Source organism: Caulobacter sp. ErkDOM-C, from assembly GCF_048541825.1.
Taxonomy (GTDB): Bacteria; Pseudomonadota; Alphaproteobacteria; order Caulobacterales; family Caulobacteraceae; genus Caulobacter.
Genome location: NZ_CP183332.1, coordinates 2,693,411 through 2,707,739, shown reverse-complemented (window position 1 = coordinate 2,707,739; position 14,329 = coordinate 2,693,411). Strand labels below are relative to the sequence as shown.

Genomic DNA, 14,329 nt, shown 5'->3' with positions numbered 1-14,329 from the left:
AGGATTACGGTGACAGTGCACTCATTGACGGAGCGCCGGTCAGGCCGCTCGCTCAGTCCCGCCAAGCGGGAGCGCAAGCCGAAGCGGAATTAGGTACACTGTCACCGTGATCCAGAATCACAGGTGACTGAAATCAGCCAACGTCATTTCGGGTCAGCCTCTAAGGTTTTCAAAGTGATGACACGCCGTTCGTTGTTCCGCTCTGCCGGCGCTGTCGGTGGGCTTTCACTGTTGCCGCGCAGGGCCTTTGCCGCGGGTGCCGGGGCGTCGGGCTTTTGGTATCCCGAGGAAACCGACCCACATGAGCGCACCTTCATGCAATGGCCGCTCAGTCCCAAGGTTCACCCTGACGCTGATTTCCTGTTCGACCTGCAGGCCACCATTGCCGATATCGCCTCGACGATTGCCGAGTTTGAACCCGTGGTGATGCTGGCGGCGGCCGAGCATCACAAGGCGATCAGGAAGCTGGTGTCGGGCGCGGTCGAGTTGTGGGACGTTCCCACTGATGACCTTTGGGCGCGCGATTCCGGGCCTTCGTTTGTCGTCGATGGCAAGGGCGGGCTCGCGCTGACGCAGTTCAACTTCAACGGCTGGGGGGGTAAGCAGACCCACGCCAACGATGGAAAGATCGCCGCGGAAGTGGCCGAACGGCTGGGCCTGCCGGTGTTCGATGCGGGTCTGGTGGGCGAAGCGGGCGGAGTGGAAACCGATGGCCACGGCACGCTGATCGCGCATGAAAGCAGCTGGGTGAACCGCAACCGCAACAATGGCTCCAAGGCCGAGGTCGAAGCGATGCTCTTGGACACCCTGGGGGCGAGAAAGATGATCTGGGCCCCCGGCATCAAGGGCGCGGATATCACCGATTACCACATCGACGCGCTGGCCCGCTTTGTGAAACCCGGCCAAGTGCTGATCCAGATGGGAAACGAGGTTGATCCCGCAGACCCCTGGTCGGTGTCCGCCTTTGAAACCCATGACATTCTGGCCAATGCCACCGACGCCGAAGGGCGCAGCCTCGACCTGGTGGTTCTGCCCGAACCCCATGACACCCGCGTGGACAGCCCTGATTTCGTGGCCTCCTACGTCAACTACTATGTCTGCAACGGCGCGGTGATCGCGGCCGAATTCGGCGACAAGTCGGCGGATGCCGAAGCGGCAGAAATTTTGGCCGGCCTTTACCCCGGCCGCGAAATTGTCTTGCTGAATACTGATGCGGTTGGCGAAGTGGGCGGCGGCATCCACTGTGCCACCCATGAACAACCCAAGGTGTGACGTTCTGGGCTGGCTGAACCGACATTCAGAGGCGCGGCGGGGGCTATGAATTCTACCAGAACGCCTACGCTCACCGGGATTGCGGGCGGACCGCCGTCGGCGCTTTGAGACGTCGTTCTGACGGCTCGACAAGTGACGGATAAGGGGTGAAACATCCCGCCTCTTAACCGCGAGGCGCACGCTCGCGGACTGCATTGGGGTGTTTTGTGAGAACCTTGTTCTTTTCCGTTTCGCTGCTGGCCCTGGCCGCCACGACCGCCGTCGCCCAGACCCTGCCGCAGCCTTCGGCCCCGACCCCGGCCATCGCGGCCGCGCAGGACATTCCCTATCCGGGCACGCTGAAGCTGTCGGTCGACGCCACCGACCTGGCGCGCAAGATCTTCGATATCCGCCAGACCATTCCGGTGGCCAAGCCCGGCAAGTTCACGATCCTCTATCCGCAGTGGGTTCCCGGCGGCCACTCGCCGCGCAACGACATCGACAAGCTGGCCGGGCTGGTGATCACCGCCAACGGCCAGCGCCTGGCCTGGACGCGCGACCTGGTCCAGGTCTTCGCCTTCCATGTCGAGGTCCCCGAAGGCGTTTCGGAGCTGCAGCTCAGCTACCAGTTCCTGTCGCCGGTCGAGGCCAGGATTGGCCGCCAGGTGATGACGCCCGACATGCTGAACCTGCAATGGCTGCAGATGGGCTTCTATCCGGCCGGCTATTACACCCGCCAGATCCCCGTCGAGGCCAGCGTCAAGCTGCCCGAAGGCTTCAAGTTCGCCTCGGCCCTGGAGGTCGCCGAGACCGAGGGCCAGACCACGACCTTCAAGGTCACGCCGTTCGAGACCCTGGTCGACTCGCCGATGTTCGCCGGCCGCTATTTCAAGACGGTCGAGCTTGACCCGACCGGCCCAGCGCCGGTGCGCCTGAACATGATGGCCGACAAGCCCGAACTGCTGGAGTTCAAGCCCGAGCAGATCCAGGCCCACAAGGACCTCGTCCAGCAGGCCTACAAGCTCTATGGCAGCTACCACTACGACCACTATGACTTCCTGGTCGCCCTGTCCGACCAGCTGGGCGGCATCGGTCTGGAGCATCACCGGTCCAGCGAAAACCGCGTCGCGCCCAAGTACTTTACCGAGTGGGACAAGACCTATGTCGGCCGCGACCTGCTGCCCCACGAGTTCACCCACTCGTGGAACGGCAAGTTCCGCCGCGGCGCCGATCTGTGGACCGCCACTCTGAACGAGCCGATGCGCGACAGCCTGATGTGGGTTTATGAGGGCCAGACCCAGTACTGGGGCGGTGTGCTGTCGGCGCGCTCCAACCTGCACACCAAGCAGCAGAGCCTGGACGCCCTGGCCATGACGGCGGCGCTCTATGACACCCGGCGCGGCCGCGACTGGCGCAGCGTGGCCGACACCACCAACGATCCGATCATCGCCATGCGCAAGCCGCTGTCGTGGGTCAGCTACCAGCGCAGCGAGGACTACTATTCCGAAGGCCAGCTGGTCTGGCTCGACGCCGATACGCTGATCCGCGAGAAGACCGGCGGCAAGAAGTCGCTGGACGACTTCGCCAAGGCCTTCTTCGGCGTCGACAACGGCTCGTATGTGCCGCGCACCTACACCTTCGAGGATGTGGCCAGCACGCTGAACGACGTGGTGGCCCACGACTGGACCAGTTTCCTGAAGACCCGCATCGAAGGCCTGTCGGAAAAGGCCCCGCTGGATGGCCTGACCCGGGGCGGCTACCGGCTGATCTATACCGAGACCCCGACCGACTACTTCAAGACGGCCGAGACGCGCGGCAAGACCACCAACCTTGCCTATTCGCTGGGCCTGACCGTGGCCGCCGCCGGCCTGGTGTCGGATGTGCAATGGGGCGGTCCGGCCTTCAAGGCGGGCCTGACCCAGGGCGTGACCCTGGTTGCGGTCAATGGCGAGACCTACGACGCCGACAAGCTGAAGGACGCGATCAAGGCGGCCAGTAAGCCGGAGGGGGCGCTGGTCGAACTGCTGATCAAGGACGGCGAGCGCTATCGGATGGTCAAGATCGACTGGCGCGGCGGCCTGCGCTATCCGCGCCTGGAACGCATCGCCGGAACCCCGGCGCGCCTCGACGATATCCTGGCGGCGCGGAAGTAAGCTGCAAAAACAAGAGCTTGGTCGCAGCAGCCGGAAAACCGACCTTGCGACAATATGTGGAGGTGCCCCTCGCTCGGGTTGGGCGTAGGGTTATGGTGTTCAGGATCCTCCATCTTCGAACGATCTCCAAAGTCGAAGGGCCTGTCTTGCCCAGGCAGGCCCTTTTTCTTGGGCGCTTTGCAGGCCGCGCTCCGGCTTGACGACATGCCCTCGCCGGGTGACTGATTTGCCCCCGCAAAGCGCAATCGCTGGCGGGATCATTCAGTCGCAGGGGCCTTTCATGTCGAAGTTCGACCGTCGCCAGATCATGATGGGGGCGGCCGCCACCGCGCTCGCTACCGGGCTTCCGGTCCAGGCCGCTGACGCGAAAACCGAGCTCTATAAGCTGTTCGACGCCTTCTTCGACGAGGACCTGTCCGACAGCCCCGAACAGGCCACCAATCTGGGCCTCGACACCGGCGCCCACGCCGATGCGCGCGGCAAGCTTGGCGACCGCTCGATCGCGGGCTGGATCAAGGACCGGGCCGAGCCCGGCCAGCGGGTCCAGCGCCTCAAGGCCGTCGACCGCAAGGCTCTGACCGGCGACGACGCCGTCAACTACGATACCGCCCTGTTCCAGTACGAAAGCCGCGCGGCGGTCGCGGGCTTCGACTATGGCGCGATCAGCCGGCCCTATGTGCTGACCCAGTACTATGGGGCCTATTCCTCGACGCCCAGCTTCCTTGACACCAAGCACAAGATCGCCTCGGCGGCCGACGCCGAGACCTATCTGGCCCGCATGGCCGCCTTCGCCACGGTGCTGGATCAGGAGAGCGAGCGCTTCGCCGCCGACGCCGGCAAGGGCGTGATCCCTGCTGACTTCATGCTGGACAAGGCCATCGCCCAGCTGGGCAAGTTCCGCGCCCTGCCGGCCGACAAGAACGTGCTGGTCGCCTCGCTGGCGCGCCGCGCCAAGCCTTACGGCGACTATGAAGGCAAGGCGACCGCCCTCCTGGCCGGGACCGTGCACCCGGCCCTCGACCGCCAGATCGAGGTGCTGAAGGCCGCGCGCGCCAGGGCCACGCACGACGCCGGCCTCAATCGCCTAAAGGACGGCGACGCCTATTATGCGGCCCTGCTGAAGATCTACACGACCACCGACATGACCGCCGACCAGGTCCACCGTCTGGGCCTGGAGGAGGGCGCCGAGATCAGCGCCAAGATGGACGCCATCCTCAAGAAGCGCGGCCTGACCCAGGGCAGCGTCGGGGCGAGGGTGGCCTCGCTGAACACTGACCCGACCCAGACCTACCCCAATACCGACGAAGGCCGCGCCCAGATGCTGGCCTATTGCAACAAGCTGATCGCCGACCTGGCGCCCAAGCTGCCCCAGTGGTTTGGCGTCACGCCCAAGACCCCGGTCGAGGTGCGGCGCATCCCGGCCTATACCGAGGCCGGCGCGGCTGGCGGCTATTACGAGCGGCCGGCCCTGGACGGCTCGCGGCCGGGGGCCTTCTATATCAACCTGCGCGACACGGCCGATCGCCCGCGCTGGTCGCTGCCGACCCTGACCTATCACGAGGCCGCCCCGGGCCATCACTTCCAGCTGGCCCTGGTGGCCGAGAGCAGCCTGCCGCGCCTGCGCCAGAACATGGGCTTCTCGGCCAATACCGAGGGCTGGGCGCTGTATGCCGAGCAGGTGGCCATGGAGATGGGCGTCTATGAGGACGACGAGCTGGGTCTGCTGGGCATGTACCAGGCCCGGCTGTTCCGCGCCGCCCGCTGCGTGGTCGACACCGGCATCCACACCAAGGGCTGGAGCCGCGAAAAGGCCATCGCCTACATGATGGAGACCGGCGGCGAACCGGAGGGCCGCATCACCAGCGAGGTCGAACGCTACTGCGCCAATCCCGGCCAGGCCTGCTCCTACAAGGTGGGCCACACGGTCTGGGCCAAGGCTCGCGAGCGCACCAAGGCGCGGCTGGGCGGTAAGTTCGACATCCGGCGGTTCCACGATGCGGGGCTGCTGGTCGGGCCGGTGCCGCTTACGGTGCTGGATCGGGTGCTGGACGCTTGGCAGGGGTGATCCAGACCTGAACCGCTCCCACCGGCAGAGGCGCGACCGGATGTCCAAAAGTTGCATTTGGTAAAATGCACCAATAGATAACTGCTCCGTGGACCACAAAGTCCAGGGAGGAGCGATGTTCCCCGTTTTCCCTTGCATTCAACTGTCTCCTGTGGGAGACAGTTGAATTGATCGAGGTCCTTGAAACCGAAGTCTTCGTACGATGGATGGCGAACCTGCGTGATCCTGTCGCCAAGACCCGGATCGCGGGGCGATTGCGCCAACTGGCGTTCGGATTGCTGGGTGACGTCAAGTCTGTCGGCGAGGGGATCAGCGAACTGCGGGTCCATGTCGGCCCCGGGTACCGCGTCTACATCGTCCAGCGAGGCGTGGTGCTGATCGTTGTTCTGTGCGCGGGCAACAAGGGCTCACAAGCTCGGGACATCGCCAAGGCGCGAGCCTTGGCGCGCGACCTTTAGCGAAGGAATGAGGCCATGACCGTCAAGACCCGTCCATTCGACCCGGCCGTCTATATCGAAACCCCTGAAGCGGCCGCCGCCTATATGGACGACGCCCTGGCCACGGGCGACCCGGCGTTCATCACTGATGCGCTGGGCGTTCTGGCGCGGGCCAAGGGCATGACCGAGGTGGCTGAAGCCGCCGGACTGGGGCGTCAAAGCCTCTACAAAGCGTTGGCCGCTGACGGCAGTCCCAAGTTCGAGACCGTCCTGAAGGTGATCCGCGCGCTGGGGCTGCGGCTTTCAACCGTGCCAGCGGGCTAAGCGCTCCTCACCCGGCGCAATCGAATGAGACCGGTACCATTCTTTTCTTGAGTGGTCTGACAACCTCCCCCATAGTGATCGCCAAGGTGGCTCCAGGCCGCCAGCCAACGACGCGACCTCCGGGGAAACGAACCAGATGACACAAGCCATCACCCGCCGCCTGTTCGGCGCGAGCCTCGCCGCCATCGCTGCCGCGACCACCCCCGGCCTGTCGTTCGCGGCTGTTGCCAAGCCGCTCTACAAGGACCCGACCCAGAGCGTCGACGCCCGGGTCAAGGACCTGCTGTCGCGCATGACGGTTGAGGAAAAGGCCGCCCAGCTGATCGGCATCTGGCTGACCAAGGCCGCCATCCAGACGCCCGAAGGCGAGTTCTCGCCCGAGGCGGCCGGCAAGAGCTTCCCCAATGGCCTGGGCCAGATCTCGCGCCCGACCGACCGCCGGGGCCTCAAGCCCGCCACCGTGGTCGACGCCGCCGCCGGGGCCGAGGACGGCACCAAGGGCCGCAACGCCCGCGACACCGCCCGCTACACCAATGCCGCCCAGAAGTGGTCGATGGAGAACACCCGCCTGGGCATCCCCATGCTGATGCATGACGAAGCCCTCCACGGCTATGTGGCCCGCGACGCCACCAGCTATCCGCAGGCCATCGCCCTGGCCTCCAGCTTCGATACCGAGCTGGTGGAAAAGGTGTTCTCAATGGCCGCAAAGGAAATGCGCGCCCGCGGCTCCAACATGGCCCTGGCCCCTGTGGTCGACGTGGCCCGCGACCCGCGCTGGGGCCGCATCGAGGAGACCTATGGCGAGGATCCGCACCTGTGCGCCGAGATCGGCCTGGCCGCCATTCGCGGTTTCCAGGGCAAGACCCTGCCGCTGGCCAAGGACAAGGTGTTCGTCACCCTCAAGCACATGACCGGCCACGGCCAGCCCGAGAACGGCACCAATGTCGGCCCGGCCCAGATCGCCGAGCGCACCCTGCGCGAGAACTTCTTCCCGCCGTTCGAACGGGCGGTGAAGGAGCTGCCGGTGCGGTCGGTGATGCCGTCCTACAACGAGATCGACGGGGTCCCCTCGCACGCCAGTCACTGGCTGCTGACCGACATCCTGCGCACCGAGTGGGGCTATCAGGGCTCGGTCCAGAGCGACTATTTCGCCATCAAGGAACTGGCCAACCGTCACAAGATGACCGACAGCCTGGCCGATACCGCCGTGATGTCGATCACGGCCGGCGTCGATGTCGAACTGCCGGACGGTGAGGCCTATGCCCTGCTGCCCCAGCTAGTGAAGGAAGGTCGTGTCTCGCTGGCCCAGGTCGACGCCGCCGTTGCCCGGGTACTGAAGATGAAGTTCGAAGGCGGCTTCTTCGAAAACCCCTATGCCGACGAGAAGACCGCCGAGGCCAAGAACAACACGGCTGAGGCCATTGCCCTGGCTCGCGAAGCCGCCCGCAAGTCGGTGGTGCTGCTGAAGAACGACAAGGGCCTGCTGCCGCTGAACGGCAAGGCCATCAAGCGTCTGGCCCTGTTGGGCACCCACGCCCGCGACACCCCGATCGGCGGCTATTCCGACGAGCCCAAGCATGTGGTTTCGCTGTTGGAAGGCCTGACCGCCGAGGCCAAGGCTCAGGGCTTCGCCCTGGACTACGCCGAAGCGGTCCGCGTCACCGAGCGTCGAGTCTGGGCCGCCGACGAGGTCAAGCTGGTCGACCCGGCCGTCAACGCCAAACTGATCGCCGAAGCCGTGGAAGTGGCCAGGAACGCCGACGTGGTGGTCATGGTGCTGGGCGACAACGAGCAGACCAGCCGCGAGGCCTGGGCCGACAACCACCTGGGCGACCGCAACGACCTGGACCTGATCGGCCAGCAGAACGACCTGGCCAAGGCGATCTTCGACCTGGGCAAGCCGACCGTGGTGTTCCTGCTCAACGGCCGTCCGCTGTCGATCAACCTGCTGGCCCAGCGCGCCGATGCGATCATCGAAGGCTGGTATCTGGGCGAGCAGACCGGAACCGCCGGCGCCGACGTCCTGTTTGGCCGCTCCAATCCGGGCGGCAAGCTGCCGGTCAGCATCGCCCGCAATGTCGGCCAGCTGCCGATCTACTACAACCGCAAGCCCACCGCGCGCCGGGGCTATCTGTTCGATCAGACGACCAGCCCGCTCTATCCGTTCGGCTTTGGCCTCTCCTATACCAGCTTCGACATCTCGGCCCCGCGCCTGGCCAGGGGCAGCATCGCCCAGGGCGAAAAGGTCACGGTCGAGGTCGATGTCACCAATACCGGCAAGCTGGCCGGCGACGAGGTGGTGCAGCTCTATATCCACGATGTGGCCGCATCGGTGACCCGTCCGCTGCTGGAGCTGAAGCACTTCAAGCGCGTGACCGTGGCGGCGGGCGCCAAAACGACCGTGACCTTCGAGATCGCGCCGTCGGACCTGTGGTTCTGGAACCTGGAGATGAAGCGCGTGGTCGAGCCGGGCGCCTTCGAGATCATGGTCGGGCCCAACTCGGTGGACCTGAAGAAGACGACACTGACGGTGGTCTAGGTCGGCAAGCTGCTCCCCCTCTGGGGGAGCTGTCGCGGAGCGACTGAGGGGGTCATCTCGGCCAAGGCCGTGCTGGCCCCCTCCGGCCCTCTGGGCCACCTCCCCCAAAGGGGGAGGATCTATTCGGAGGGAGTAACACCATGCGCCGCCTGACCTCGATCCTGCTTGCCACCGCCGTACTGACCGGCCCCGCCGCCGCCCAGGACCTCCTCAACGCCCTGTTCGCCGATCACGCGGTGGTCCAGCGCGACCGGCCGCTGCCGGTGTTCGGAACCGCAATACCCGGCGAGACCGTCACCGTCGCCTTCGCCGGCAAGACCGCGACCACCACGACCGGCCCCGACGGCGCCTGGCGCCTCGACCTGCCGGCGACCCCGGCGGGCGGTCCCTACGACCTGAGGGCCAGCACGGCCTCGAAGACCCAGACCGTCCGCGACGTGCTGGCCGGCGATGTCTGGCTGTGCTCGGGCCAGTCCAACATGGAGCTGCCGGTCGACCGGGCTAATGACGCCTGGAGCCAGGTCAACAATGTCGCGCCCAATGACAGCCTGCGCATGGTGACCATCGAGAAGGCCGATGCCCGCGCCCCGAAGGCGAGCTTTGGCAAGCCTCCGGTCTGGAAGCCGACCAACCGCGATACGCTCGGGTCCTTTTCGGCCAGCTGCTACTATTTCGCTCGCGAGCTGCAGAAGATCCGCGCGGTTCCGTTCGGCCTGATCCACGCCTCTTGGGGCGGATCGGGGATCGAGGCCTGGATGAGCCCGGCCGCCCTGCGCAAGGTCGGCGGCTATGACGAGGCCATCGAGACCCTGAACCTGTCATTGAAGGACCCGGCCGCCGCAAACCGCCGCTGGGGCGAGACGATCAAGGCCTGGTGGGCGCCCAAGCACCCCGGCGAGGCCGCGACCGCACCCTGGACCGGTGCGGGCGTCTGGACCGAAGCGCCCAAGGACCTGGGCATCTGGGAGCGCTGGGGCGTTCCGGCCCTGGCTGAGTTCAACGGCGTGGTCTGGTTCAAGACCGAGGTGACGCTCACCGTCGCCCAGGCCAAGCAGGCCGCGACGCTGAACCTCGGCCAGATCGACGAGATGGATGCGACCTATCTGAACGGCGTGGGGGTCGGCGCGACCTCGGGCGCGTGGCTGGATCGGTCGTATCCGCTGGCCGTCGGCGCGTTGAAGGCGGGCCGCAACACCATCGTCGTCTCGGCCTACGACACCTATGCCAATGGCGGAATATACGGAGATCCCTCGAAAAGGGCATTGGTGCTGGCCGACGGGACGCGCCTGCCGCTGAACGCCTGGAGCTACCGCATCGAGCCCCGCGTCGGCGCCGATCCGCCCCGTGCGCCGTGGGACACCCTGGCCGGGGTCTCGACCCTCTATAACGGCATGCTGGCGCCTATGGGGCCTTACGCCTATTCGGGTCTCGCCTGGTATCAGGGCGAGACCAATGTCGGCCGCGACCAGACCTATGCGGCCCTGCAGACGGCTTTCGTTGCCGAGCGCCGCGCGGGCATGGCGCCCGACATGCCCGCGGTGGTGGCGCAACTGGCCAGCTACGGCGCCTTCGCGACTACGCCGGGAGCCTCGGGCACGGCGGCCCTGCGCGAGGCCCAGCGTCGGGCCGTCGTCGCCGATCCGCATGCGGGTCTGGCCGTGACCACCGACATCGGCGACCCCTTCGACATCCACCCCGGCAACAAGCAGCAGGTCGGTCGCCGCCTGGCCCTGGCCGCCCGCCGGATCGCCGGCGAGGCTGTGACCACGGGGCCGGCGCCAATCTCGGCCAAGCGGGTCGGCGAGGCCGTGGTGATCGGTTTCGATCAGATCGGCGGGACGCTGGTGTCGCGCGGTTCGGACCGGGTGATTGGCTTCGAGCTCTGCGACGCCGCCAACGCCTGCCGCTGGGCCGACGCCCGGATCGACAGGGCGAGCGTGGTGCTGACCGTTCCGGCCGGAGCACCCGCCGCCCAGGTACGGTTTGCCTGGGCCGACAGCCCGACGTTCAACCTCTTCGATAGCGCGGGCCTGCCGGCCGTGCCGTTCGAGATGGAGGTGAACTGACCCTTGCTTCAGCTCTCCCCGCCCGCAGCCCGCAGCTGTGGGCCGGCGGCTATCTGGGCTGGCGGAAAGCGTGCGGCATCCGAGACTTGCCGGTGGGCTGGAGCCCAGGCGTCAGGTCTTCTCGCAGGACGGCAGCTTGAACAGGCAGGCGGCGCTTTTCCATTTCGGCGCGAAACGCGAGAGGTCCACCGAGATCGCGAAGGTGTCGTCATGGCCGCCCGCGTTCAGTTTGGTTCGTGTCCAGACCATGTTGAGCGGAATTCCTGAGACGTCGAAGGGGGTGCGGACCAGCGCCCCATATCCCCAGTCCCTGGCGTCGCTCCGCTGGCGATAGGCAGCGACGGCCGAGATCCCCATTTCGTTGGCGCGCGCATAGGACTTCCGATCGTAGTCCCACCGGCTCCAGCCAACCACCTCGACGACGTTGACCACTGTGTCGGCGCCATCGACATCCTTGAGCGCCAGGCCCGACGAGGGGTGCAGCAGCGTCAAGGCGTGGCCGGGCGGCTCCTGCCAGCCCTCGGTGTCGGGGCGGCGGCTCGCATAGAGGACACTGTTCACCGCCAGCTCCCAGGGCAGTTGCGCGCGCCCCTGGCCCCCTCCGAAGTGATAGGCGTCCCACCGACCCACCAGGCCCTCGAGCTTTGTGATGGCGGTGTCGAAATTGTCGCGCGTGGCGACCATGAAGCCGCGCTCGAGCGCGTCAAAGAGGGGCCAGAGGGAAATGACGCGCGCGACTTCCTCTTCGCAGGTCGCGCAGGGCGTATTGGCGGCCAGCACATCGGCCTCGATGTCGCGGTAGGGCGTCTCGGCCTGCACGCGTCTGGCCAGCGGGGTATCGGGGTCCGACGCGTCGAGCACGAGTCGCATCAGACTGACCCCAACGCCGGACTTGACGCCGAAGCTGCCATTCTCAGGCTTCCACCAATAGGCGTTGGCCCGGCTGTAGTGATCCTTTGGAATGAGGCGGATAGCCTCCGTCTTGCCAAGCTTGAACAGCTGCAGTTCGCCGTATCGCGCCTCGGCGGTCAGCAGGCCGCGGCAGGAGGGCTTTTCGGACTGGGGCGCGCAGCCATAGGCGATACGCGTCTCTGCCAGACCCTGGTCGATGGCGCTCAGCATGGCGTCGAAGGTCGGCGAAGGCTCAGGCAATGTCAGGGGCGCGCATTTGCCGCCCAGTTCACCGGCCTCATCCCGTAGCGCCTGGACGGCCTGATTGGCGCTGGGTGTCGCGGGCAGGGCCGCAAAGGCGCCCGAAAGGCAGGTCTCCCGCGCCTTGGTCAAAACCGCGCCGGTAAAGGCGGTTGTGTCGGCCAAGGCCGAAGGCGCCAAGCCGGCAAGGGCCAGAGCGGCGGCCAGCAGCAGGCGAGTCACAGATGACCGGATCATGATTGGAACCCCTTCAGCTTGCCGAGCAGGGTGGGCAGAAGCTTGGCGACCGCTTCCTTGGTCGTCGGCAAGGGCGTGTCTCCCAGCGCGCCCTCCAGTCGCTGTCGAACCTCCTGCTCCAGTTTCAGGCGCAGGTGATCGCCCACGGTATCGCGAACCAGCTTCTCGTTGGCGTCGCGCACGGCGCTTTCCAGATTGGCGGATTCGGACGGCAACCGGCCGCGCAGCCTGGGCCACAGCTGGGCCACGACCTTGGGCTGGCGCATGTAGTGACTGAAGCCATGCGGCACGACCGAGGCCAGTTTGTCGAAATTGTTCCAGTCCTGAGCCCAGTCGATGAACTCGTCGGCCAGATAGTAGCCCGACAGTCCCGTCAGCGGCACGTAACCGGGCGCATCGACCCATTTCGCATCCGAGGGCTGAAAGGGACGAATCCGGCAGAACGGGTCCAGCGTATGGCTGCAATTGAGATAGTGCCCCACGCCCCACGGCCCCGAGGGGACCAGACGGTCGCTGTAGGCGGCCTCCGGCGGCGACAGCGCCCGCGCCACGTTGGCGGCCATGCAGATGACCTTGGGCGGAACAAGCGCCGCCTTCAGCTCCGGATCCTGGCTGATTTCGGCCATAAGCGCGGGGATGGCGTTGTTGATCACCGCCGTGCCGAGCGAGTGGGCCAGGATGCTCCAGTTATCCAGGCTCAGGGCCTGATGATGCCGGCGCAGGGCGTCAAGGATCTGCTTGGCGACGTGAGCGTGGATCGCGTCCTTCAGGAGTGGAGACGTGTAGAGCAGAACGTCCGCGACATGGGTCCAGAGAAAAGACTTTTCAGTGTTGCCCTTGAAGAAGTCGGTGATTTTTCCTGCGACACCACTGTCGAGGTCGAAGGCGTCCCAGGTGCCGGCCTGATATTGCCAGTCAGTACGGTAGTGCTCCAGCCAACTGTCGAACTCTATGGTCTCGATGACGAAGCGATCATCGAAATCCACGCCCTTGCCCAGCTTCGGATCGCTTTTGATGAAGGTGTCATAGACATCGATGAGGCTTTTGCTGGCTTCCTTGAACCAGCCCTTGGTGTCCTGGACCCACTTGCCGTCCTTGAACGTCCCGTAGGAGCCCATGCCGTGCACGAGGAAAAGGATGTGCTTGCCCATAACCACCCCCCGAACCCAGACCGATCGTTCGCGGAACGGTGTTCTCTGGAAGCTTCTCACAAGCTCTGCGTCAGTGCAATCGTGGCGCTAGTCGGGGTGGTGCTCCCTTGTGGCGCGCGCCCATTCCAGCGGGCTGGCTAGATCGCCACCCGCTTGGCGATCGCATCGCGCCGCGTGCTGGTTTCCTGCCTGGCGCGCTGGACGGCCTCGGTCTCGGTGGCGTGCAGCAGGTGTTCGATCACCCGCTCCAGGTGGTCGCGCATCGCCTGCCGCGCAGCGGCGGGGTCGCGGGCCTTCAGGGCCTCGAACACCCGGCGGTGCTCGTTGATGCGGGGTTCCAGGCCCATGCCGCGGGCGCGGGCCAGGATGTTGCGAGCCAGGGGCGAGCGGTTGCGCCAGTCCCACAGGTTCTCGATGGTGGCGATGATCGCGCCGTTGCCGGTGGCGCGGGCGATGATCATGTGGAACTCGCGGTCGGCGTCCTCGCCGGTGATTTCCTCTTCCTCGTGCATCCGCACCATCAGGGCCTCCAGCTGGGCCAGCTGGGCGTCGTCAATCGAGGTGGCGGCCAGGGCGGCGGCCTCGCCCTCGAACAGGCGGCGGGCCTCGATCAGCTCGAAGGCGCCGATCTCGAAGTCGATCTCGTGGTTCGGGGCGGCGGGGCGGGCCGTGCTGGTGACATAGATGCCCAGGCCGTGGCGGGCCTCGATCATGCCCAGCATTTCCAGGGCGATCATCGCTTCGCGCAGGGTGGGGCGGCTGACCCCGAACTGCTCGGCCAGTTCACGCTCGGTGGGCAGGCGGTCACCAAGCTTGTACTGCCCGGCCTCGATGGCGTCGGCCACGGTGTCGGCGATGCGGCGGTAGAGCTTGACGTTGTCGGCCATGGACAGTGCTTTTAATCTCGGGTGGCGCGGACGCCGGTTCAGATCTGCTGCACCTCAAGTATCACGC

The 14,329-nt window shown here is 66.1% G+C and carries 10 protein-coding genes; 7 read left to right on the top strand and 3 right to left on the bottom strand.

Annotated features, from left to right (window positions below):
- The first annotated feature begins 123 nt into the window (after positions 1–123).
- The 7 genes from ACN2C8_RS13085 (at position 124) to ACN2C8_RS13055 (ending at position 10,835) form a co-directional block, all read left to right on the top strand.
- Positions 124–1,272 (top strand): agmatine deiminase family protein, encoded by a 1,149-nt coding sequence (locus tag ACN2C8_RS13085; RefSeq protein ID WP_419252193.1) that lies wholly within the window; start codon positions 124–126, stop codon positions 1,270–1,272.
- 194 nt (positions 1,273–1,466) lie between these two features.
- On the top strand, positions 1,467–3,404 hold the full coding sequence (locus ACN2C8_RS13080; RefSeq protein ID WP_419252192.1) for a M61 family metallopeptidase: 1,938 nt from the start codon (positions 1,467–1,469) through the stop codon (positions 3,402–3,404).
- 280 nt (positions 3,405–3,684) lie between these two features.
- Positions 3,685–5,469, top strand: coding sequence for a DUF885 domain-containing protein (locus ACN2C8_RS13075; protein WP_419252191.1), 1,785 nt, complete (start codon positions 3,685–3,687; stop codon positions 5,467–5,469).
- 167 nt (positions 5,470–5,636) lie between these two features.
- Positions 5,637–5,927: a type II toxin-antitoxin system RelE/ParE family toxin gene (locus tag ACN2C8_RS13070; protein WP_419252190.1), complete on the top strand. Its 291-nt coding sequence runs from the start codon at positions 5,637–5,639 to the stop codon at positions 5,925–5,927.
- Between the two features lie 15 nt (positions 5,928–5,942).
- Positions 5,943–6,230, top strand: a complete 288-nt coding sequence (locus ACN2C8_RS13065; protein WP_419252189.1) for an addiction module antidote protein — start codon at positions 5,943–5,945, stop codon at positions 6,228–6,230.
- Positions 6,231–6,366: 136 nt separating this feature from the next.
- A complete protein-coding gene (locus ACN2C8_RS13060; RefSeq protein ID WP_419252188.1) occupies positions 6,367–8,769 on the top strand; it encodes a glycoside hydrolase family 3 N-terminal domain-containing protein in 2,403 nt (800 codons plus the stop codon).
- Positions 8,770–8,909: 140 nt separating this feature from the next.
- Complete coding sequence (locus ACN2C8_RS13055; RefSeq protein WP_419252187.1) at positions 8,910–10,835, top strand: sialate O-acetylesterase; 1,926 nt, start codon at positions 8,910–8,912, stop codon at positions 10,833–10,835.
- 111 nt (positions 10,836–10,946) lie between these two features.
- Here ACN2C8_RS13055 and ACN2C8_RS13050 read toward each other — a convergent pair whose 3' ends face one another.
- The 3 genes from ACN2C8_RS13050 to ACN2C8_RS13040 form a co-directional block, all read right to left on the bottom strand.
- Positions 10,947–12,224 carry a hypothetical protein gene (locus ACN2C8_RS13050; protein ID WP_419252186.1) on the bottom strand — a complete coding sequence of 426 codons (1,278 nt, stop codon included), beginning with the start codon at positions 12,222–12,224 and terminating at the stop codon, positions 10,947–10,949.
- Positions 12,221–13,375: a hypothetical protein gene (locus tag ACN2C8_RS13045; RefSeq protein WP_419252185.1), complete on the bottom strand. Its 1,155-nt coding sequence runs from the start codon at positions 13,373–13,375 to the stop codon at positions 12,221–12,223. The genes ACN2C8_RS13050 and ACN2C8_RS13045 overlap by 4 nt, the downstream gene beginning before the upstream one ends.
- A gap of 137 nt (positions 13,376–13,512) precedes the next feature.
- A complete protein-coding gene (locus tag ACN2C8_RS13040; protein ID WP_419252184.1) occupies positions 13,513–14,262 on the bottom strand; it encodes a FadR/GntR family transcriptional regulator in 750 nt (249 codons plus the stop codon).
- Positions 14,263–14,329 lie beyond the last annotated feature (67 nt).

What these genes read in the sequence shown, in the direction of transcription:
- ACN2C8_RS13075 (WP_419252191.1), top strand. Translation starts at nt 3,685, where the DNA reads ATGTCGAAGTTCGACCGTCGCCAGATCATGATGGGGGCGGCCGCCACC.
- ACN2C8_RS13065 (WP_419252189.1), top strand. Translation starts at nt 5,943, where the DNA reads ATGACCGTCAAGACCCGTCCATTCGACCCGGCCGTCTATATCGAAACC.
- ACN2C8_RS13060 (WP_419252188.1), top strand. Translation starts at nt 6,367, where the DNA reads ATGACACAAGCCATCACCCGCCGCCTGTTCGGCGCGAGCCTCGCCGCC.
- ACN2C8_RS13055 (WP_419252187.1), top strand. Translation starts at nt 8,910, where the DNA reads ATGCGCCGCCTGACCTCGATCCTGCTTGCCACCGCCGTACTGACCGGC.
- ACN2C8_RS13050 (WP_419252186.1), bottom strand. Translation starts at nt 12,224, where the DNA reads ATGATCCGGTCATCTGTGACTCGCCTGCTGCTGGCCGCCGCTCTGGCC.
- ACN2C8_RS13045 (WP_419252185.1), bottom strand. Translation starts at nt 13,375, where the DNA reads ATGGGCAAGCACATCCTTTTCCTCGTGCACGGCATGGGCTCCTACGGG.
- ACN2C8_RS13040 (WP_419252184.1), bottom strand. Translation starts at nt 14,262, where the DNA reads ATGGCCGACAACGTCAAGCTCTACCGCCGCATCGCCGACACCGTGGCC.